Raw genomic sequence first — 19,918 nt, forward strand, 5'->3', positions numbered from 1 at the left:
CGCGCTGACTCGGTTGATCCCAATTCGTCATTTGATTCATCGCCAGAATTCAGTGACGGCCGCAATCACACGTTCTTGCTGAGCATTGGTCATATTGTAGAACAGCGGCAACCTGAGAAGCCGTTCGCTTTCGACTGTCGTATAGCGATCAGAGCCGCAGAAATGGCCAAACCGCTTTCCGGCCATAGAGGAATGCAATGGCACATAGTGAAAAGACGCAACTATCCCGTGAGCCTTCAGCCATGCACTCATTGCAACGCGTTCGTCCAGGTCGCCGAGTTTGATATAGAACATATGCGCATTGTGCTCTGTCCCCTCGGGATGGGCCTGCACTTCGATCCGCCCGGCCGAGACCAAGGGGGCGAGTTCGGTTCGGTAGACATCGTGAATCGCCCTTCGGCGCGCCTGGATCTCGTCTCGAGCCTTGATTTGCACCCAAAGAAAGGCGGCGCTGATTTCGTTCATGAGGTAGGAACTGCCCAGATCGACCCAAGAATACTTGTCAACTTTACCGGACAGGAAGCGACTTCGATCTGTACCCTTTTCCCGGATTATCTCGGACCGATCAACCAACGCGGGATCGTTGATGATCGTCAGGCCACCTTCGCCGCCCGAGCTGAAATTCTTGGTTTCGTGGAATGAAAATGCCCCAACCGCACCGATCGTGCCGAGCGGTCGGCCGCGCCAGCTTGCCATCACGCATTGCGCGGCATCCTCGATCACAGCGATTCCACGCCTCTGGGCGAGCGCCATGATCTCATCCATTTCGCAGGCGACACCAGCATAGTGGACCACAACGATCGCGCGAGTCCGATCGGTGATCGCGGCTTCGATCTTGGTTTCATCAATGTTCATCGTGTCGGGGCGGATATCGACAAAGACGATCCGCGCCCCTCGCAGCACAAAGGCATTCGCGGTCGATACGAAGGTGTAAGAGGGCATTATCACCTCGTCGCCCGCGCGGATATCAAGAAGTAACGCCGCCATCTCCAAAGAATGCGTACCGGAGGGCGTAAGCAGAGCGCAGGCGCATCCGAGATCCGCCTCGAACCAGTCACGGCACTTGCGCAAATGCGTATCGTTGCCCGAAAACCCTTCTTCGCGTATCAGTTGCGTGATGACATCGCATTCGTACCCGGTGATTGGAATCCGGCTAAACGGAACGATGCTCTCAAAACTCGTGCTGTTGGAATTGGACGCGTCCATCACATGCAACCCCCGTTTGCTATGCGCTCTTGGACAAGCTGAAGCGTCGCCTTGAGTTTGTCCAGTTCCAGGTGGAAGCCCTCTGACGTTCCCTCAGCCACTACAAATCCCCAATGCAAATTCAGCGCGGCGGACAGATGGCGAAAAATGACGTTGAATCTATCTGCAGGCTGGATGCAAACTATTGCCCCGCCTTCTGCCATGGTAAAGAGAGCGTGCACCAAATGGCTGCCCTCGACCCCGACCACAAGTGGAACGCCTTTCAGGGCGGCGCAGATTTCATCGACGGACTGGTGCTCCGGATCGACGATGACGAACCCCTGGGCAACGCACCAGGCTTCGATTTCGGCGGCGTTTTCCAGGGCACGGACTTGGCCCGTGACACCACGACGAATAAATGCACCTGGGCTGGGTTCGGATGCAGGCGTCGCTGCCTTGGCGCGCGCAGCCATGCTCTGCAATCGCCGCCGCTTGTCGGGGCCAAGAGAATAATCCCGGAACAGCCACAGATCACGAACCCGGACGTGTTGCCGTTCCACATATTTCGACCCGAAACGTGACAAGTAATCGAGACAATGGGGGCTGCGCGGCATGTCCGCGCCTGAATAGAAGGGTTCCGCAAAGTCCTCGGCCAGGGAATATGTCGCGGCATCGTCGATCAGGAAATGGGCAAAAAAGTCATTACCCTGCCAGGTCGAGCATAATGCTGCGGCATCGAGTTCCTCGGTAACGCGAAGCGGCCTGCAGCGTGCATGGCGCATTGACAGGTCCTTGAATCCTGCCCAGGTGCTGACCCGGTTGTTGCCGACCATAGCATCCCGGATCAGATAGGCGTGCGTCTCGATATTTTCCAAGTGCGACGCGACCGTCTGGCCAAGCTCGTCCTCCAGACTGACAGCCATATCATGAGTGCCGGTGACACGATCAAGTTCGTCCTGAAGGTATATTGCCTCGGCAAGAGGCATGACTTCTGGGCGCGCGATAGAAACGGTCCTAGCGGCGCATTCTTCGAGGGTCTGATATCCCATAACTTTCTGAACAACCCGGCTTGCAACCGGCATAAAAGATAAACCCAATTTTTCGCACTCAAAAATTTGTCTCGAATAAGAAATGTTAACAGATTTTGGCAAATTTTGCGACAGGAGTTTCTGCGTGGAACCAACCACACCGTATTGGCTGCACCAGTTTGCTTCCGGATGCGCCTGAATCGTGGCCTCTGGTCGAACGCGACTTGCATTTCTAATTGGTGAATGCCTGGGAGCGCCCGTCACGTGCCGTCCTTCACCACTTCCTCGCCTCGCCCTCACGGCAAAGCCCGAATACTCTGATCTCCAAGGGGACTTCACCTTCCAATTCAGCCAAGGCTTCGCAACCGGAAGAATGACACGCCGTCAAGGCAATCGAGGACATACAGCTCTCTGAAGTGCGCTTCCTGGAAAAGGTTGTCGAACGCCTTGATGACATTCGGATTGTCGGCCCAATCTGCGGCGCAAGCATCAAGTTGTGGGTTCACGACCTGCGGAAGGGCTTGGTAGAACACCGGCTTGGAGAACGCACCATAGCTGCCGCGGCGGCCCCGGTCAGCGTGCGCCATTTCCGACCAGTTGAGTCCCAGCATGTCGTAGATCGGCCCGTCATAGGTCATCGCGATCCCACCCGCGATGTACACTGCGACCGATCTCTCGTCACCGAACTGGTTCAGCACGGTGCCTGCAGCGCGGGCATCCTCGGCCAGGCGGAATTCGATCTCGTAGTCACCCTTGTCAGCGGCAAAGGCGGCCCATTGCAGCACCAATGCCGCGCTGACGACCAACGCAAAACCCTGCAGTGTTCGGCCGAACTTGGTCGAGAGCCAGAGGATCCCCAAAACGGTAGAGGGGACCAGCAGCACCAGAAAGATCTGATAGTAACGGTGTGACCCGAAATGATCGCCGCCGAGAACTGTGTAGACTGCCACTGTCCCGATGCCGACGGCGCTTGCAAAGACCCCCACAGAGATGAGCGCGCGCCGTTCCGGTGCGGAAGCAAGACGCAAGACTGCCAGGGGCCCGAGAGCGGCAAGCGCAAACAGAATCAGAGTATCCGGCTGACCAATGTAGTCGAGCGTATAGCGCGCCCCTGCCTTGATTTCCGCAATGCGGTCGGTGGAAACCTTGGCATAATATGTGTTGGGATGAGGTACACCGAAATAGAAAGTCCGCGCCGCTGTCAGCGCGAGGAACGTTGCGATTCCCGCGCCGGTCGTCAGCAGAAGGAGACCCGTGGCACGCGGGCCGGGCAGGGTCCGGTCGATCAGGAAGAGGACCAGAACCGCGCCCGAAACGAGCAGGATGGCCTCTGGCCGGGTCAGAACCATCAGAACGGCGAAGAGGATCAAGGCCGCGCCATCTGCCTGTGACGCCGACCGATTGCGGGTTTGCAGCAGCCGGACAGACGCCCAGAGGAAACCGGCACCCAAAAAACACCAGAGCCCCGTTTCCATCAGACTCCAGACCGTCCAACCGAAGAGTGCCGGGAAGCAGGCATAGAGCAGGGCGACGAATATTGCGGTGTAGCGGCTTTCCAGGCCGGCCATGACGACAAGCCTGCGGGCGATCAGGATCGTGAAAAAGATCATGCCGACGGTGCAGCCAAAACCGACCGATGCAAGAAGGGCCTCGGGCGCTCCCGTGATCAGAAAGCCAAGTGCGTTGACCGCAGTCCAGAGGGCAGACGTGGAACCCTCCACCCGCTCGCCGCCAGCATAGTAAACATATCCAAGCCCGTTGGCGATATTCTGGGCATAGTTCTGGGTGATATTCGCGTCGTCAAAACCCACGCGGGGGTCCAGAATGATCCAGGTGAAAACGGCGAGAATCGCGGTGCAAAGGATCGCGACGATGAGATCGTACAATGTGCGCATCAGAACAGGGTACCTTTCAAGCTTCGCAATACGGCTCACAACACAGCAGCGATGTTTCTATCATGCGTGAGTTGCCAGAGTTCAGAAAGTTCTCGCAATTTGAACGGCGTTTCGTGAGGCACCGGCACGGAATGAGGTTGGAGTGATGGTTCTTTTCTGAGCGCATACTCAATGCACTCCGATGGGTTCCCCGGAAAAGTTGCGATCCTTGAAATGAAGCTGCATCGACCGAACGTCTAGTCATTGTCCTGCAAGTTCTATGGTTCGCAGGATCTCTTCGGGATCAACCTCATAGTCGTCCTGCCCGCCTTTACCGACGACAAATCCATAGCGCATCCCAAGCCCGTCGGCATAGTCCTTCATCATATTGTTGAACCGCCAGGGTGGGAACAGCATCACGACTGTGGTGTCTGGGGCCATTGCGAGCATACCATGGGTCATGCCGCTCCCCTCGACACCGACCAGATTTTGCGCGCCGCGAATGCGGGCAACCATGTCATCGACGCTCATCTGGCTCGGGTCGATGATCTCATAATCGCGAGCGGCGAAGTAGTCCTCGAGCTCCGCCTCGTTCGAAGGCGCGCGGTGGGTACCCCAACCGCGCCGGCGGATAAACACCCCGTGTCCGGAACGTGTTCCGGGAAGAGCGCGGACCCGGGCACTCAGCGTCTTGAGCCTTGCGGCCTTGTGGCTGTTCATACCGCGATCCTCAAAGATCCAGGCGTCCCTGATACGCACGTCGCGAACGGCCGTGAAATTGAGACCGAAAAGTTGCCAATAGCGCCCGACGTGTCCGGACGTGTCCTTGGCCACCTGCCTGTCGATGTAGCTTTCGCCGAACGATTGCGCCATCAACGCGGTGGCGCCGCCATCAAAAACCATATGGCCGAAATAGATAGCCGCAAAATAAGACAGGGGAAGCACGGCCGTTTCCAGATCGTCGGTCACTTTGGCGATCAATTTCCGTTTCCGCTGCGCCCCCTGAGCGTTTTGCAAGCGATGGGTGTAGAGCCGCCCACCGGAAAAGAAGGAATTCTCGATCCGGTATGCAATCGTGGCGCCTTGCCTGCACAGCCCGCCTGCAATGCGTATGCTCTCCAGATCGAAAGAGGAGTGGTCCGCGACCCCTGTCACCCGGTCGGTTTGACCGTCAAGATAGAACGCTGGTGCCACGAGGGTTTCTTCTTCAGGGCAAACGATCACTGTTTCTGCAGCGGATTCGGCACAGCCCCGAGCGAGTCCGAGATACTTGAATACGAGCTGTGTCAGAGGCTTGGCACTAATGCCGCTGCCGGAAATCGATTTCATTCAATAGCGATCCAGATTTTCAGAAAATTGTTTAACAAAATTACTTTGAACAAAAAAAGATACTAATACGACCCTGACTTCTCTGGCAACATCGAATTGGCTGTGAACTATTTTTGGCCCAACGGTATCGAGGGGCGTTTTCTGGCACGGTCTCGCCGTCTTTAGACAGTCACGAATTCGCGAGATTCGTTGGTACCAGAAGTCATTTTGGCTATGGTCAGTTGGTCGGCCTGTTCGCACAATACACATTACAGCCAGCCTTGGTGAGGTCCGCAGATCGGATCCCTATCAAATGTGAGTGGCTATGACGCCCTGACAAGACCACGCGGCGGGCCAGTGCCTGGGCGGCCAAGCGCCAATGGAAATGTCTTGATCCAATGCGCGTCGGCCTTCAACATTGAGCATCAACATGCATGAGGCGAGACAATGAAGTCCATTCACGGCAACGCCATCCCATATCACGCCATGTTTGATGCGGCCTTTCGTGCCGATCCGTTCCCATTTTATGACTATCTTCGAAGAGAGGCACCGGTGGTTTGGGACGACGTCTTGCAGGCCTGGGTCGTGGCTCGGGCGGTGGATGTTGAAGCGATCTTGCATAATCCGCAGGTTTTTTCGTCGAACCGGCTCGCGCTTGGACGGCAGCGGTTCGCTGATCCGAGTCTTGTGCCGCTGTTCGACGTGGTCGAACGGTTGATGCTGCAGATGGACGCGCCAAACCACGACCGGTTGCGAAAACTGACCGCACAAGCCTTCAAGCGGAAGGCCATAGAAGGCTACGCGCCTTTGGTGGAACAGCTGACCAGAGATTTGCTGGCACCCCATGCCAATGTCGGGCAGATGGATTTCGTCGATGGTTTTGCCGTGCCGCTTCCAGTTCTGGTGATTTCTGCGATCCTTGGGATTCCGCCACAAGACCGGGACCAGATCAAACGCTGGTGTGACGACTTTTCGATTGTGGCACTCAACTTCTATGCCAAGATTACCGACGAACAGCTGCGGGCTGGTCAGATAGCCGTGGCCGATTTTCGCGAATACCTGCGCGCGCTGGCAGCCGATCTGCGGGGTAGGGGCGGCACGGATCTGCTTTCAACCCTGATCGAAGCAGAACGGGAAGGAGAGAGGTTAAGTTTTGATGAGCTTTTGGCCAACGCAATCCTGCTCCTGAACGCGGGCAACGAAACCACGTCGATCCTGTTGATCAATGCCATGTACATCATGTGCACCAAACCGGATGTAACTGCGGCGTTGCGGGCCGACCGCGCCCTGATACCGCAGATGATTGAGGAAACTCTACGCTACATGCCCCCGGTACATTTCATTGGCCGCCTCGTCACGCGCGAGGCATCGCTTGGCGGCGAGGTGCTGCGGAAGGGCGATTTGCTGATGATCTTCCTAGGCTCTGCCGGACGGGATGCGGACCGATATGACGACCCTGACGCGTTTCGGCTGGATCAGAAGAAAAAGGCCCATGTGTCGTTTGGTACCGGCCCGCATGTCTGCCTTGGCCTGCAACTGGCGAGGTTGGAAGCACGTGTCGCGATCAATGCAATGCTGGATACTTTTTCGTCGTTCGAACTCGCCAGCACGGACCTGAAATTCGGGCCAAACCTCAACCTGCGCTGTTTTGCGCACTTGCCGTTGGTGACCAAGGCCGCCTGACACGAGTCGCCCTTGGACGAACTCAATCCGCAGGGCAGTCCAAGTTGGAAAATCGCTTTGATCGGCGCTCGTTCAGTTACTTCAAAACATTAATATCGCTTCATACCTTATTGATAGTAAATTATTTAGTTATTTAGGTGACACAGCCCTCTTGGACTTGGCAAATAGCCCGCCTCTGGACTATCGGTATTTGGGCATGCCGCTTCACATGGTCCAGTCCAGTTCAAAGCCGCCAGACGTATAAATCGACTTCTCCATGCCGTCCTCGAACCGGATGGGTCACCTGCCGGTCAAATGGCAACGGCAGCGGTTCGCTGATACGGGCGATGAAGTCGCTTGTCGCCGCAATCGTCGCGCGCTCGGCCTTGGCAATCTCCAGAAGGCGGCTGCAGAGATTGACGCTGTCACCGGTAATCGTGACCTGCTGTTGGCGGTCGCTGCCCATGCGCGACAGAATAACCGATCCCCAGTGCAGCCCTATCCGGCACCCCATTGGATGCGTGAACCCCTCGGCTTCTCCAAGTGCACGGGTCTGTTGCGCGATACTCAGGGCGGCCTGCAACGCCTTGTCCGCCGGGTTGGAAGACTGGTCGAACATCCCGAACATCAGCAAGGCACCGTCTCCCATGAAGTTCAGAACAATGCCGCCCCGTTTTTCAGCGGTCTGTTCCAGAAAAGTGTGAAACTTCTTCAGAAACGCCTCGGTCTCTTCCGGCCCCAAATCCTGGGAGATTTGGGTAAACCCCGTCAGATCGACGAATGACACCACCAGATCACGGGACTCCGGCACCAGCAGGAATTCCGGATTCTCGGCAATTCGGTCGGCCAATGCCGGAGATTGAAATTTCTTCAACGCCGTCACTGCCCTGTCCGAGCGCGCCGCCCGACGCCTTTCATGTGTGTATCGCAGCATCGCGGCCAGAATCAGGAGCGGCCCGGCACTTGCCAGAGGCAGTGCCGCGCTCAGCCAGATGCCAAACCCGAAGGCCAGCCATATGGCGGCGATCCATAGGACCAGAGCGCCCGCAGCCAGTGGAATGCCGATTGCCAGTGGCAGCATCAGAACCACAACGATGCAGATCATTGCCAGCAGGATGGCCCCGATCACGTCAATGTGCCGGATCATGTCGTCACGGCGCAGCAGTTCACCACCCACGATCTGAGAGATCGCTGTCGCCATGACTTCGACACCCGGCAGATCGGGATCAAATGGCGTTGGAAATCGATCCCCAAGCGCGGTGGCCGTCACCCCGAGCACAACTGCTTTACCGGAGAGATCAACCGCCGCAGGTCCTTGCAGCAAATTCAATGCCGGAATGGTGGTAACAGTCCCGGTCGGGCCAGCCAGCCGCAACGGCATTTGCAATCCGGTATCGAGGGGGATGATCCGGTGTCCCAATGTCAACGCGCCGGTGGAAACATCCAGAGTCTCGCCTGTGAACAGGGCCGCCGTTTGTGCTGCGAATGAAGGCTGGGGGCCCTTGGAGGTCATGAAAACCATCGGCACATGTCGCGGTGTACCCGAATGATCCGTCGAAATATTGACCATACCCACATCGGAAACGTCACTGAACATGGATTGCGGCCAAAGCGCATCCTGAGTGACCGGAACCCCCTGACCCGTCAGGTCGTGGGCAAAGCTGCCAGCGGCGGCGATGACGGTCGGCAGCTTTGCCAATGCGGCGGCGAGCGCCCGATCCCCCGAGGAATTGCCTTTGTCGGTCAGCAGGATGTCCACTGCTGCTACCGATGCGCCCGCCGCAGCAATTGCATCGATGAGGTCGGCCAGATTCTGGCGGCCTTGCGCCAAGGGGTTCGCGGTGGCCAGCATGGCGTCGTCAATGGCAATGATCACCACGTCGTCAGGTGTCTCGATTGCCCCTAAGGTCGACATCCGCAGATTGACCATCGCCGTTTCCAGCGGGTCGAGAATGCTGGACCGTCCTTCTCGGTGCGGCATCGAAATTGTGGCGGCCCAGGCTGCGGCACCAATCGCGGCAACCGCCCCGAGGATCAGCCGCCTTCCAAAGGGCGGTTTCACTGCCCGAAGCGTGACAACAGGGTGCGAACCCGGCCCTCGCCCCAGGTCTTTACCTCCAGACTTTGCCCAGGAGTGACGTCGACGCCCTGTCCGGCTTGCAGTTCCACCGATCCGTCTGATCCGTGCAGATGGCGGACGTTGACCGCGCCGCGCACGACGAAAACCGCCGTCGAACTGGATTGTATATCAACGGCATAGACCGTTCCGCGCACGGCCGCGATCGCGTGTGGCGTCCGGATTTGCGGAGCGGCACCGCCTGGTTCCACGTCGATCAAAACCGTGCCCCCGGTCAATGTCACGCGTTCGGCAAGGCCGTCGCGGCCATTGGCGATGCCCAGTTTTGTCGCGGCATCCATCTCGATCACTAGATTCCCGGCACATTTGAGCACATAGCGGTCAGAATCGGAAACAGCGGTCAATGCGCAGTTCTCCGGCATCTGCGCATGGGCCTGCAGCGCGTGAAACATCAGCAGCGCCGAGACAATCATCATTCTCGCAAAACTCATAGTAAAGCCACCTGTCACTTGAAGGGCAAAAAACTCGTCGATTGCGCGCAAGATAGCACATAGTTCCGGGCTTCACAGTGCGGACCAGCCGGCTATCGGACACGGCGGCGTGAATGGAAATTCCCCCGGTTGTTCACCAAGGCAGAGCCGGGGCGCAACTTGAAATCAATCCCAATTCTGTTAGTTATCGGCGGGAACATGCAGAGAGGTTCCGGCAGCGAAATGCGCACCGTAGAAACCGGTGTCCAGCATGTGCGCATACAGATCATCAAATTGAACAGAAGACGCCGCTTGGGATTCGCTCGGACGTGTTGGCGTCCGTGGCTCGGGAGTGCTGCGCGGAGGGAATACAGTATGGACGACCGATCTCGCAGGTTTGCCGGTTCTGAATCGAACAACGTTCCGCTTGGCATTTGCCGGCTTGGAACTGACCCGTGCGGGCAAGCGCGACCCATCCATGTCGTCCACAAACAAGGCGTCGCTGAACCCGTGTCCAGCAACGCCCTGATCCGTTCAGTTCGGGTGTTCAGGCGACGTCCTGGGCTGGCGGTTCCTTGGCGCCGGTCATGAAGGCGACGGCGTCGGACATGGTATAGTCCTTGGGATCAATGGTGCACAGCCGTTTGCCCAGCCGATGAATGTGGATGCGGTCGGCGACCTCGAACACATGCGGCATGTTGTGGCTGATCAGGATGATGGGTATGCCACGCGCCCGCACGTCCTGGATCAATTCAAGCACCTTGCGGCTTTCCTTGACGCCAAGGGCTGCGGTCGGCTCATCCATGATGATGAACTTGGTTGCAAAGGCCGCCGCGCGCGCCACGGCGACACCCTGGCGCTGCCCACCTGACAAGGTCTCGACCGGTTGCTTGATCGACTGCACCGTCATCAACCCCAGTTCGGTCAGCTTGTCGCGCGCGAACTTCTCCATGGCGGGCTTGTCAAGCATGCGCAGGTACTTTCCCATCCAGCCTTCCTTGCGGATCTCACGGCCTGTGAACATGTTGTCCGCAATCGACAGGGCAGGGGACAGGGCAAGGTTCTGGTAGACGATCTCGATCCCCATATCCCGCGCTTCGATGGGCGAGCTGAACCTGACCGGTTTTCCTTCGATCAGGATTTCGCCCTTGTCGGGAATGGTGGCGCCGCAAATCGCCTTGACGATAGATGATTTGCCGGCACCGTTGTCTCCGATCACGGCGAGAACCTCGCCGGGGCGCAGTTCGAAATCGGAGTGGTCGATCGCGGTCACGTGGCCATAGCGCTTCACGATTCCGCGGGCCTGTACAACAGGAGTTGCGTTTTCCATTATGCCGAAACCCTTCTGATCCATTGGTCGATTGCGACCGCGATGATGATAAGCCAGCCGATGGCAAAGACCTGCCAGAGCACATCCACACCCGAAAGGCGGAGGCCGGAGCGAAACACCCCCACGATCAGCGCGCCGAAGAGAGCCCCCATGATCGAGCCGCGCCCACCAAAGAGCGAGATGCCACCGATTACCACCGCGGTAATCGAATCCAGGTTCCCCTCGTAGAACGACTGTGGAGAGATCGAGCCGACCCTGCCGATCGAAGCCCAACCTGCCAGCGCGCAGACGAACCCGGCAAGCCCGTAAACCGAAAGCAATGTGCGATTGGTTCGGATACCGGAAAGATCGGCGGCTTCCTTGTCGTCGCCGATGGCATAGACATGACGCCCCCAGGCTGTCTTGTTCAGCATGTACCAGAGCACGATGAACACAACGATCATCAGAACCGCGCTCAGGGTGATCCGTGCACCGCCGATTTCGAACGTGGTTCCGAAGAACTTTAGAAACGGAGCTTCGGTATCGATATCCTGGCCCCGGATGGATTGGGCACCGGACAGCCAGAGCAACAACGCGTAGAAAATCGACCAGGTGCCAAGCGTGGTGATAAAGGGCGGCAGCTTGACCTTGGTAATGAACCATCCGTTCATGAGGCCAGCGCCAAAGCCGCCAGCGAGGCCCACCAGAATGGCAATGCCGGATGGCACCCCTGCGAAAACTGCAAGATTACCCATGACAACCGACATCAGAACCATGATGGCGGCAACCGAAAGGTCGATGCCTGCGGTGATGATGATAAGAGACTGGGCGGCTGCAAGAATGCCAATGATCGAAACCTGCTGTAGTATCAGGCTGAGATTGAAGGCGGAGAAGAACTTTCCACCCGCGATCAGGCCGAAAGCGGCGAGGCTGAGGATCAGGACGATCACCGGTACCAGCGTGGGATTATTGTGCAGCAGGTGCTGGATACGCTCCAGCAGCGTATGTTGTTTTGCATCGAATTCGGCGACCTTGGTGTCACTTCGATCCAGGGTCTGTTCGAAATCCTGGCCCTGTTTGGCCGGTTGTGTTGGTTCAGACATGACTCTCTCCCTCGCCGACAAGCCTGGTTGCGGCATTAGACTGCGTCAAAATAGTGGGATAGGGGCCGGCAGGGCGGCAGCGCCCTGCCGGAGAGGTTAGCTCGGGATCAACCCCAGCATTTCTTCAGGCCTTCCTCGGACGTGATCGAAGGCACGCCGTCAACGGGTGCATCGGTGATCAGCTCTACGCCGGTGTTGTAAAAATCCAGCCCGTCGCTGTTCTGCGGCTTTTCGCCGGTCTCGGCAAAGGTCTTGATGGCCTCGATGCCCTTTGACGCCATCAGCAGCGGGAACTGCATCGAGGTCGCGCCGATGACGCCACCCGCGACGTCCTGCACGCCCGGGCAGCCGCCATCGACCGAGACGATCAGGACACCCTCTTCCTTGCCGAAGGATTTCAGCGCCTCATAGGCCCCTGCGGCGGCAGGCTCATTGATGGTATAGACGAGATTGACCTCCGGATCGAGTTGCAGCAGGTTCTCCATCGCGGTGCGACCACCGTCGGGCGAGCCGTCGGTCACGTCGTTGCCGACGATGCGCGGGTCGTCTTCGTCGCCGATATCGGTCGGATCCTTGATGTCGATGCCGAACCCCTGGAGGAAGCCGTTGTTGCGCTGATAGTCGACCGAAACTTCGGAAGCGTTCAGGTCCAGCAGTGCGATCCTGGCGTTCTCGGCCTGATCACCCATGGTGGCCCTGGCCCATTCACCGATCAGTTCGCCGGCCTTGAAATTATCGGTTGCAAAGGTCGCATCCGCTGCATCCGCCGGCTCGAACTGAGTATCCAATGCGATGACGATGGCACCGGATTCGCGGGCCTGGGTGATGACCGGCACCAGCGCGCGGCTGTCGGTCGGGGTGATCAGGATTCCCTTGGCGCCCGACGCGATGCAGGTCTCGACGGCGGCAACCTGGGTTTCGACGTCACCATCATATTTCCCGGCAAAGGTCGACAGGTTGATGGCGCTGGCGGCAGCGGCTTCGGACGCACCTTCCTTCATCTTTACAAAGAACGGGTTGGTGTCGGTCTTTGTGATCAAGCACGCGTTGGTTTCCGCAAGAGCGTTCCCGGCAAAAGCGGCCAAGGCAATTGCTGAACATGTCAGTAGTTTTTTCATGGTGTCCTCCCATTCAAGTTCGTCGTGTCGTTCGAGGCCTGCATTGGCCGCATTCGAACCCGCAGCCTGTTCTCCTCTGCAGGTTGCATATCAAAGTGGCTGATTCCCCTGGCAAAGTCAATTAGTTTGTAAACTTTACTAATTAATATACCTTGTGTATCTTCCATAAGAGAGGAGCGGGAACTATGGTCGGGGTCATGGATGGAACAAATGTCAGGGTGCGCGGTGCCGGGGTGAATCAGCGAGGCATTCGCGATCACAACGAACGGTTGCTTCTGTCCTTGCTGCAGCGCCATCGGGCGCTCTCTGGCGCTGATCTGGCACGGCACAGCGGGCTGTCGCGACCAACCGTTTCAACCATCTTGCGCGAGCTCGAAGAAGATGGGCTTGTTCGAAAAGGCGACCCGATACGGGGAAAGGTCGGCAAGCCCTCGATTCCGATGGAGTTGGACCCTGATGGTGCGTTTTCCTGTGGCCTGAAGATCGGACGCAGAAGCGCCGACCTGTTGTTGCTCGACTTTGGGGGCAGGGTGCGACAGCAAATCTATACGACATACGACTACCCAATGCCGGATGCCGTGTTCGGCTTTCTCAGGGAAGGCATCAAGACCCTGCTCGGCGACCTGCCTCCGGGGCTGCACGATCGCGTCAGTGGTATTGGCATTGGTACACCCTTCGAACTGTGGAAATGGCACGATCTTGTCGGCGTTGCCGCGGACAGGTTTCGCTCGTGGAGGGACACTGATTTCGCCCAAGAGGTTGCGAAGTTCAGTGATCTTCCCGTGTTTGTCGTGAATGATGCGACAGCAGCCTGCCACGCCGAGCATCTCTATGGTCGCGGCAAGGAGTTTCGCGATTTTGCCTATTTCTACGTAGGTTCATTCGTTGGGGGCGGGGTCGCGCTGAACGGGACCGTTTTCGAGGGGAGCCAGGGCAACGCAGGTGCGCTCGGGTCAATGCGGACAACCGGCCCTCTGGGTGAGAGTCAGCAACTCATTGACACGGCCTCTATCCACCTCCTAGAGGCGCGATTGGTCGAGGCCGGGATTGACCCGCAGATCCTATGGAAAAAACCGCAGGACTGGAGCGGGCTGAGCCGCTACGTGGGTCCCTGGATCGGGACAACGGCGCAGGAGCTGGCCAGGGCTTTGCTGTCTGTTTGTTCAGTCATCGATTTCGAGGCTATTCTCATCGATGGCGCGTTTCCGCCTGATGTACGGAACGAACTGGTGGAACGAGTTCGGCGATACCTGATCAATCAGGACACCCGTGGATTGATCGTCCCGAAGGTCGAGGCGGGACGTGTCGGCGAAAACGCCCGAAGCATCGGTGCCGCCAGCAGCCCGATTTTCTCACAATTTCTGCTCAACACGAATTCCGGACTCTCCACATTATAGACCGTTCTTGGCCGGACATTCGAACCGGCACACGCAGGCAATCTGGCTGCGGTACCGGAAACTCTCGATCCCACTTTCATAATTATTAATATAAACAACATATTGTCATGTTTTCTTAATGAATGATATGAGGAGCGTGGTTGCTGATCCTTGCAGGTGTTCCGGGATCGGGCAGAACTTGTGCACTTCAGTTGCCCGACGACAGGGCCTCAGCCATACCGCGTGCGCTCCGCGCTGAACCCCAACAGCAATTCCTCGACAACCCGACATTCATCGAAGCCCTTCTTGCGTTCGGATTTCAGCAAGTAATAGCCATGATCCGTGCGCACCTTGGCAGACCCCAACGGGCGCACGAGTTTTTGCCGCTGCAAGAGGGGATCCACGAGGTGCCCCCAGCCCAATGCGATACCCAATCCCTCAACCGCCGCCTGCACCGAAAGTGGGTAAGTGTTGAAGAGCGAGCCTTGATGCAGGTCTTTGACCGCGAACCCGGCGCTTTCAAGCCAGGTGCGCCAGTTCATCCATTCGCGGTGACTGGATGACACCTCGATCAAGTCAAGCGTATGAATCCTGGCCGGATCCGCCACCGTCGGGTTGGCCTCCAGGTATTCGGGCGAGCAGACCGGGAAAACGGTTTCGCCAAACAACATCTGGGCGTCATACCCGGGCCAGATCCCGTCGCCGCGCAGGATCGCAAGGTCGACATTGTCAGACAGGCATTCGTTGTCGTCATCCGACGACACCAGCATGATTTTCAAATGCTTGTTGTGCTGATTGAATTTCTGCAATCGCGGCATCAGCCAGAGCGCCGCGACAGAGTTCGTGGCCGCCAGAGTGACAGGCCGGTCCCGGTGATCGGCGATGGTCTTGCGGGACGCATCGCGCAGCATGTCCAATGCCGGCTTAATCCGCGCGAGGAACACGGCGCCCTGCGGGGTGATGCTGATCGATCGATGCCCGCGGAGAAAGAAGGGCACGCCGTAATGCAATTCCAGCAGCCGCACCTTCCGGCTGATCGCCGTTTCGCTGATGTTCAGCGATTTCGAGGCCGCAACGAAACTTTCCGCTTCCGCCGTCGCCTCGAAGGCCAGCATGTAGTCAAGTGGCGGGAGGGATATGGAGGTCTCTTTCATCATTCTCGCAACTGGGCTTTTTGCCCCGGCCGATTCAGGGGCCGGAAGTGGGCCGGGGTTTCTTTTCCTTCCGACACTGCTTTCATCTTGGCGGACGAGACCTGATCCTGCCAGCAATTTTTCGCGGCAAAGCGCTCAAAAAATCTATGCAGAGAATCTCGGTTTTGAGATCAAGATGCGTCCCAGGTCGGGCGAAAGTGACTCGGCGCCAATGAATAACCAACCCAGGAGAGGTCATGAAACTGAATATTGCACTGCCCGTCGCGGCAATGGTCGCCATATCGGCAAACGGCGCATTCGCCGCCGACAGTGACGATCCGATCGTCATTCCCATTCACAACTGGTCCTCGCAGATCGTCATGAGCCACGTGGTCGGCCAGATCTTCGAAAGCATGGGCAGCCACGTCGAATATGTCACCACCGATAGCCAGGCGGTCTATGAATCGGTTCGGCTTGGCGACGTGACGCTGGAACTCGAAGTCTGGGAAGGTGCCTTTGGCGCGTCCTTTGACGCCGCCGTCGAAAAAGGGGGCATTCACGCCGCCGGCGAACACAACGCCGTTACCCGCGAAGACTGGTGGTATCCGGCCTGGACCAAGGAAAGCTGCCCGGGCCTTCCCGATTGGGAAGCGCTGAACGCCTGTGCCGCAGTTTTCGCGACGCCGGAAACCGGAGACAAGGGCCGCTTCCTCGGCGGACCGGTCGACTGGCTGAAGCATGACCAGGAGCGTGTCGATGCGCTCGAGATGGATTTCGTCGTCGTCAACGCAGGCTCGGCCGCAGCACTCTGGGCCGAGATCGGCGCTGCCGAGAAAGACAAGAAGCCGGTCGTGGTCTTTAACTGGACGCCAAACTTTGCCGAGGCGGTCTGGCCAGGTGAATTTGTCGAGTTCCCGACCTGGGTCGCTGGCTGTGACGAAGATCCGTCGGTCGGTCCGAATCCGGATGCAACCTATGACTGTGGCAATCCCGCGACGGGATACCTGAAGATCGCGGCCTGGGACGGCATGAAGGAAAAATGGCCGGCCGCATACGAGACGCTGTCCCAGATCTCCTTCACCAACCCGCAGATCGCTGAAATGGCCAAGCTGGTCGACGTGGACGAGATGGAGCCCGAAGAAGCAGCGGCCGCATGGCTGGAAGCCAACCCGGACATCTGGGAAGGTTGGACCGGCTGATTTCACCCGTCTGATCACAATTGAAATGAACCCGTCGATCCCATGATTGGCGGGTTCCACCTTCGGGAGAAACCAGATGCCGTCGCAAGAGACCGTGATATCCTGTTCCAATGTCTGGAAACTGTTCGGCCCGCGCCCGGAGAAATATCTGGCCAGCATGCCCGCAGGCCGCAGTTTCGAAGAGATCCAGCAGGACGGGTACATCGCCGGTGTTCACGACGTGACGCTGGACATCACCCGGGGCGAGATGCTTGTCATCATGGGTCTTTCCGGCTCGGGCAAATCGACACTGGTGCGCTGTTTCTCTCGTCTGCACGAGATCACCGGAGGCACCATCAAGGTGGACGGACAGGATATCGGCGCGCTCAGTGACAAGGATTTGATTGATCTGCGCCGCAACAAGATGGGCATGGTGTTCCAGAGTTTCGGCCTCTTGCCGCACCGCACGGTGCTGGAAAACGTCGCCTTTCCGCTGGAGATGCGCGGTCAGGACAGGCACGACCGCCGCGAGAGGGCGCTCGAAGTGGTCAAGCTTGTCGGACTGGAGGGGCGCGAAGAGTACTTTCCGCGTGAACTGTCCGGTGGACAGCAGCAGCGCGTCGGCATTGCCCGCAGTCTCGCCATCGAACCGGACATCTGGTTTCTGGACGAACCGTTTTCTGCGCTTGATCCTCTTATCCGTCGTGAAATGCAGGATGAATTCCTGCGCCTGCAAGAGATGCTGGGCAAGACCATCGTTTTCATCACCCATGATTTTGATGAAGCCCTGCGTCTGGCTGATCGGATCGCCATCATGAAAGATGGTGCAATCGAACAATGCGACACACCGGACCAGATCGTACTGAACCCGGCGACCCCCTACGTTAGGAAGTTTACAGAAGATATTGAAAAGTCTCGTGTTGTGCACGCCGGTGTCCTTGCCAATCCGGTGAACGGGCATGTTCCCGAGGGTGTTCCGGTCCCCGCCGGCGCAACGATCCTGCAACTGGCCCGGCAGTTGGTGGACGACACCCGCGATGAACTTCCCGTGGCCGGCAAGAACGGCGAACTGATCGGAATCATGAACCGGCAAGAGGCGCTTGACGTCCTGCTTGGAGCAAAATGATGGCGGTGGCCCAGACCGATATCGCCGTGACGAGCGCCCGACAAACCAAGCTCAGGATGGCGCAGATCCTGCTGCTGGCCGCCGTGGCGCTGGCCATCGCTCGTCCAATCCTGCCCGATTTCCTGATCAGGGTGCCGGAGTGGGCGGTCTTGCCCTATGACGTCTGGTTGCAAGCGCTGTTTGATTTCATCAAGGACGACCTCGGCCTGATCTACCTGACACGCGGCATCGCGGCAGGCCTCGAATACCTGCTCGATCTCACCGCCAACCTGCTTTACGGCAAGCGTCGCTGGCCGAACTTCGATCCGATCCCCTGGACCGCCATCGCAGGCGTCGCCGCTGTGATCGGTTACTGGCTGGGCGGCTGGCGGATGGCCGCGCTGGCTGGCGGCACCTTTGTCTGGGTGGCGCTGATCGGCCAGTGGAAGCTGGCGATGCAGACCATGTCGGTGATTGTCGTCGCCGCACCCGTCGCCTTTCTGCTTGGACTGGTTCTTGGAATTTTCGCGTGGAAGTCGGCGCGCTTTGAACGGTTCCTGATGCCGGTTCTGAGCATCCTGCAAACCCTGCCGTTCTTTACCTATCTTCTGCCCGCCGTGATCTTCTTCAAGGTCGGCCCCACAGCGGGCTGCGTGGCCACGATCATCTATGCCATACCACCGATGGTGCTGATGACCTCGCTCGGCCTGAAAAAGGTCTCACCCGAGGTTGTGGAGGCCGGCAACATGGCCGGATCGACCCGCTGGCAGATGCTGCGCCATGTCTATCTGCCCGCCGCCCGGACCGAGATCCTGGTCGGCGTGAACCAGGTCATCATGCTTTGCCTCGCGATGGTCGTGCTGACCGCCTTTATCGGCATGCCGGGACTGGGTGCAAAGCTGTTGTCGCTGATGAACTCGCTGAAACTGGGCCGCAGCTTCGAGATTGGCATCACCATCGTGCTGATTGCGGTGACGCTGGATCGGCTCTCCAAGGCCTGGGTTGTCAAGCAGCCCGAGCATTTCGAGCGCGGCGCGACCTGGCTGACCCGCCACAAGACGCTCGTCACCGGTTTTGCGGTCTTTGTCGGGTTCATCATTGTGGCACAGTTCGTGCAGGTCGCAGACCACATCACCCGCGATCAGGAACTGTCGATGGGCAAAGAGATCGACACGGTGATCCGTACAGCCCTTGCCAATGACACCGTGACCGGCATTACGGATTGGCTGCGCTGGTTCCTGATCACATGGGTGCTGATCCCGTTCCGCGATGGTTTGCTCTGGCTGCCGACGTCGACCGTCGTGCTGGCCATTGCCGCCGCAGGTTATGCCGTCGGCGGGCGCAAATCGGCGCTGCTGGTCGGCGGCTTCTTCGCAGTCATCGCGCTCACCGGTTGGTGGGACCGCTCGATCATCACGCTCTATGCCGTGATCTCGGCCGTCATCCTCGCGGTGCTGATCGGTATCCCTCTGGGCATCGCCGCCGCGCGCAATCCGAAATGGGCCGAGCCGATCCTCTTGGCATGCGACACGATGCAGACCTTTCCCAGCTTCATCTACCTGATCCCGGCAATCATGCTGTTCAGCGTCAATGACGTGGCCGTTGTCTTTGCCATCCTGATTTTCGCCACCGTGCCCCTGACCCGCTATACGATCGAAGGCATGCGCGCCGTACCGCCCGAGCTGATCGAGGCTGCGGACATGGCTGGGGCGACACGGCAGCAGAAACTGATGAAGGTGCAATTGCCGCTGGCATTGCCGACGATGGCGGTGGGTTTCAACCAGGCCATCATGTTTGCCTTCTTCATGGTGATCATCGCCGCCTTCATCGGCACTCAGGATCTGGGACAAGAGTTGCAGAAGACGCTCGCGGGTAACGACCTGGGCAAGAACTTCGTATTGGGCATGTGCGTCGCGCTGATGGCACTGACTTTTGATCACATCATTATGCGCTGGTCCAATGAGCGCCGCAAAGCGCTCGGATTGGGCTGAT

At 58.2% G+C, this 19,918-nt stretch carries 15 protein-coding genes; 5 read left to right on the forward strand and 10 right to left on the reverse strand.

What is annotated here, in order from left to right:
- Positions 1-36: 36 nt before the first annotated feature.
- The 4 genes from rffA to QO231_RS17070 form a co-directional block, all read right to left on the reverse strand.
- Positions 37-1,206 (reverse strand): dTDP-4-amino-4,6-dideoxygalactose transaminase, encoded by a 1,170-nt coding sequence (gene rffA, locus QO231_RS17055; protein ID WP_316779104.1) that lies wholly within the window; start codon positions 1,204-1,206, stop codon positions 37-39.
- Positions 1,206-2,477, reverse strand: coding sequence for a glycosyltransferase family 61 protein (locus QO231_RS17060; RefSeq protein WP_316779106.1), 1,272 nt, complete (start codon positions 2,475-2,477; stop codon positions 1,206-1,208). The genes rffA and QO231_RS17060 overlap by 1 nt, the downstream gene beginning before the upstream one ends.
- 83 nt (positions 2,478-2,560) lie before the next feature.
- Positions 2,561-4,108 carry a hypothetical protein gene (locus QO231_RS17065; protein WP_316779107.1) on the reverse strand — a complete coding sequence of 516 codons (1,548 nt, stop codon included), beginning with the start codon at positions 4,106-4,108 and terminating at the stop codon, positions 2,561-2,563.
- A 240-nt stretch (positions 4,109-4,348) separates the two neighbouring features.
- Positions 4,349-5,416: a glycosyltransferase family 61 protein gene (locus tag QO231_RS17070; RefSeq protein WP_316779109.1), complete on the reverse strand. Its 1,068-nt coding sequence runs from the start codon at positions 5,414-5,416 to the stop codon at positions 4,349-4,351.
- 426 nt (positions 5,417-5,842) lie between these two features.
- On the opposite strand from QO231_RS17070, the gene QO231_RS17075 reads away from it, so the two are divergent.
- Positions 5,843-7,078, forward strand: coding sequence for a cytochrome P450 (locus QO231_RS17075; RefSeq protein ID WP_316779110.1), 1,236 nt, complete (start codon positions 5,843-5,845; stop codon positions 7,076-7,078).
- A gap of 223 nt (positions 7,079-7,301) precedes the next feature.
- Here QO231_RS17075 and QO231_RS17080 read toward each other — a convergent pair whose 3' ends face one another.
- The 5 genes from QO231_RS17080 to QO231_RS17100 form a co-directional block, all read right to left on the reverse strand.
- A complete protein-coding gene (locus QO231_RS17080; protein ID WP_316779113.1) occupies positions 7,302-9,119 on the reverse strand; it encodes a CHASE2 domain-containing protein in 1,818 nt (605 codons plus the stop codon).
- A complete protein-coding gene (locus QO231_RS17085) occupies positions 9,116-9,625 on the reverse strand; it encodes a FecR family protein (RefSeq protein ID WP_316779116.1) in 510 nt (169 codons plus the stop codon). Before QO231_RS17085 ends, QO231_RS17080 begins: the two co-directional genes overlap by 4 nt.
- A 526-nt stretch (positions 9,626-10,151) precedes the next feature.
- Complete coding sequence (locus tag QO231_RS17090) at positions 10,152-10,958, reverse strand: ATP-binding cassette domain-containing protein (RefSeq protein WP_394356615.1); 807 nt, start codon at positions 10,956-10,958, stop codon at positions 10,152-10,154.
- Positions 10,934-12,016: an ABC transporter permease gene (locus tag QO231_RS17095; RefSeq protein ID WP_316779121.1), complete on the reverse strand. Its 1,083-nt coding sequence runs from the start codon at positions 12,014-12,016 to the stop codon at positions 10,934-10,936. The genes QO231_RS17090 and QO231_RS17095 overlap by 25 nt, the downstream gene beginning before the upstream one ends.
- A gap of 107 nt (positions 12,017-12,123) precedes the next feature.
- Positions 12,124-13,134, reverse strand: coding sequence for a substrate-binding domain-containing protein (locus tag QO231_RS17100; protein WP_316779124.1), 1,011 nt, complete (start codon positions 13,132-13,134; stop codon positions 12,124-12,126).
- A 197-nt stretch (positions 13,135-13,331) separates the two neighbouring features.
- On the opposite strand from QO231_RS17100, the gene QO231_RS17105 reads away from it, so the two are divergent.
- Positions 13,332-14,531 (forward strand): ROK family transcriptional regulator, encoded by a 1,200-nt coding sequence (locus QO231_RS17105; RefSeq protein ID WP_394356621.1) that lies wholly within the window; start codon positions 13,332-13,334, stop codon positions 14,529-14,531.
- Between the two features lie 209 nt (positions 14,532-14,740).
- Here QO231_RS17105 and QO231_RS17110 read toward each other — a convergent pair whose 3' ends face one another.
- Positions 14,741-15,667 (reverse strand): LysR substrate-binding domain-containing protein, encoded by a 927-nt coding sequence (locus QO231_RS17110; protein ID WP_316779130.1) that lies wholly within the window; start codon positions 15,665-15,667, stop codon positions 14,741-14,743.
- Between the two features lie 233 nt (positions 15,668-15,900).
- On the opposite strand from QO231_RS17110, the gene QO231_RS17115 reads away from it, so the two are divergent.
- The 3 genes from QO231_RS17115 (at position 15,901) to QO231_RS17125 (ending at position 19,917) form a co-directional block, all read left to right on the forward strand.
- On the forward strand, positions 15,901-16,842 hold the full coding sequence (locus QO231_RS17115; protein WP_316779134.1) for an ABC transporter substrate-binding protein: 942 nt from the start codon (positions 15,901-15,903) through the stop codon (positions 16,840-16,842).
- A 76-nt stretch (positions 16,843-16,918) separates the two neighbouring features.
- Complete coding sequence (locus QO231_RS17120; RefSeq protein ID WP_316779136.1) at positions 16,919-17,947, forward strand: quaternary amine ABC transporter ATP-binding protein; 1,029 nt, start codon at positions 16,919-16,921, stop codon at positions 17,945-17,947.
- Entirely contained in the window at positions 17,947-19,917 is a 1,971-nt protein-coding gene (locus QO231_RS17125; RefSeq protein ID WP_316779137.1) for an ABC transporter permease, read from the forward strand. The genes QO231_RS17120 and QO231_RS17125 overlap by 1 nt, the downstream gene beginning before the upstream one ends.
- The last annotated feature ends 1 nt before the right edge of the window (position 19,918 follow it).

It is taken from the genome of Sedimentitalea todarodis (assembly GCF_032595355.1).
GTDB lineage: Bacteria > Pseudomonadota > Alphaproteobacteria > Rhodobacterales > Rhodobacteraceae > Sedimentitalea > Sedimentitalea todarodis.

Coding starts and splice junctions, on each gene's coding strand:
- QO231_RS17120 (WP_316779136.1), top strand. CDS start 16,919: ATGCCGTCGCAAGAGACCGTGATATCCTGTTCCAATGTCTGGAAACTG.
- QO231_RS17090 (WP_394356615.1), bottom strand. CDS start 10,958: ATGGATCAGAAGGGTTTCGGCATAATGGAAAACGCAACTCCTGTTGTA.
- QO231_RS17125 (WP_316779137.1), top strand. CDS start 17,947: ATGGCGGTGGCCCAGACCGATATCGCCGTGACGAGCGCCCGACAAACC.
- QO231_RS17095 (WP_316779121.1), bottom strand. CDS start 12,016: ATGTCTGAACCAACACAACCGGCCAAACAGGGCCAGGATTTCGAACAG.
- rffA (WP_316779104.1), bottom strand. CDS start 1,206: ATGGACGCGTCCAATTCCAACAGCACGAGTTTTGAGAGCATCGTTCCG.
- QO231_RS17110 (WP_316779130.1), bottom strand. CDS start 15,667: ATGATGAAAGAGACCTCCATATCCCTCCCGCCACTTGACTACATGCTG.
- QO231_RS17100 (WP_316779124.1), bottom strand. CDS start 13,134: ATGAAAAAACTACTGACATGTTCAGCAATTGCCTTGGCCGCTTTTGCC.
- QO231_RS17105 (WP_394356621.1), top strand. CDS start 13,332: ATGGATGGAACAAATGTCAGGGTGCGCGGTGCCGGGGTGAATCAGCGA.
- QO231_RS17070 (WP_316779109.1), bottom strand. CDS start 5,416: ATGAAATCGATTTCCGGCAGCGGCATTAGTGCCAAGCCTCTGACACAG.
- QO231_RS17065 (WP_316779107.1), bottom strand. CDS start 4,108: ATGCGCACATTGTACGATCTCATCGTCGCGATCCTTTGCACCGCGATT.
- QO231_RS17115 (WP_316779134.1), top strand. CDS start 15,901: ATGAAACTGAATATTGCACTGCCCGTCGCGGCAATGGTCGCCATATCG.
- QO231_RS17075 (WP_316779110.1), top strand. CDS start 5,843: ATGAAGTCCATTCACGGCAACGCCATCCCATATCACGCCATGTTTGAT.
- QO231_RS17085 (WP_316779116.1), bottom strand. CDS start 9,625: ATGAGTTTTGCGAGAATGATGATTGTCTCGGCGCTGCTGATGTTTCAC.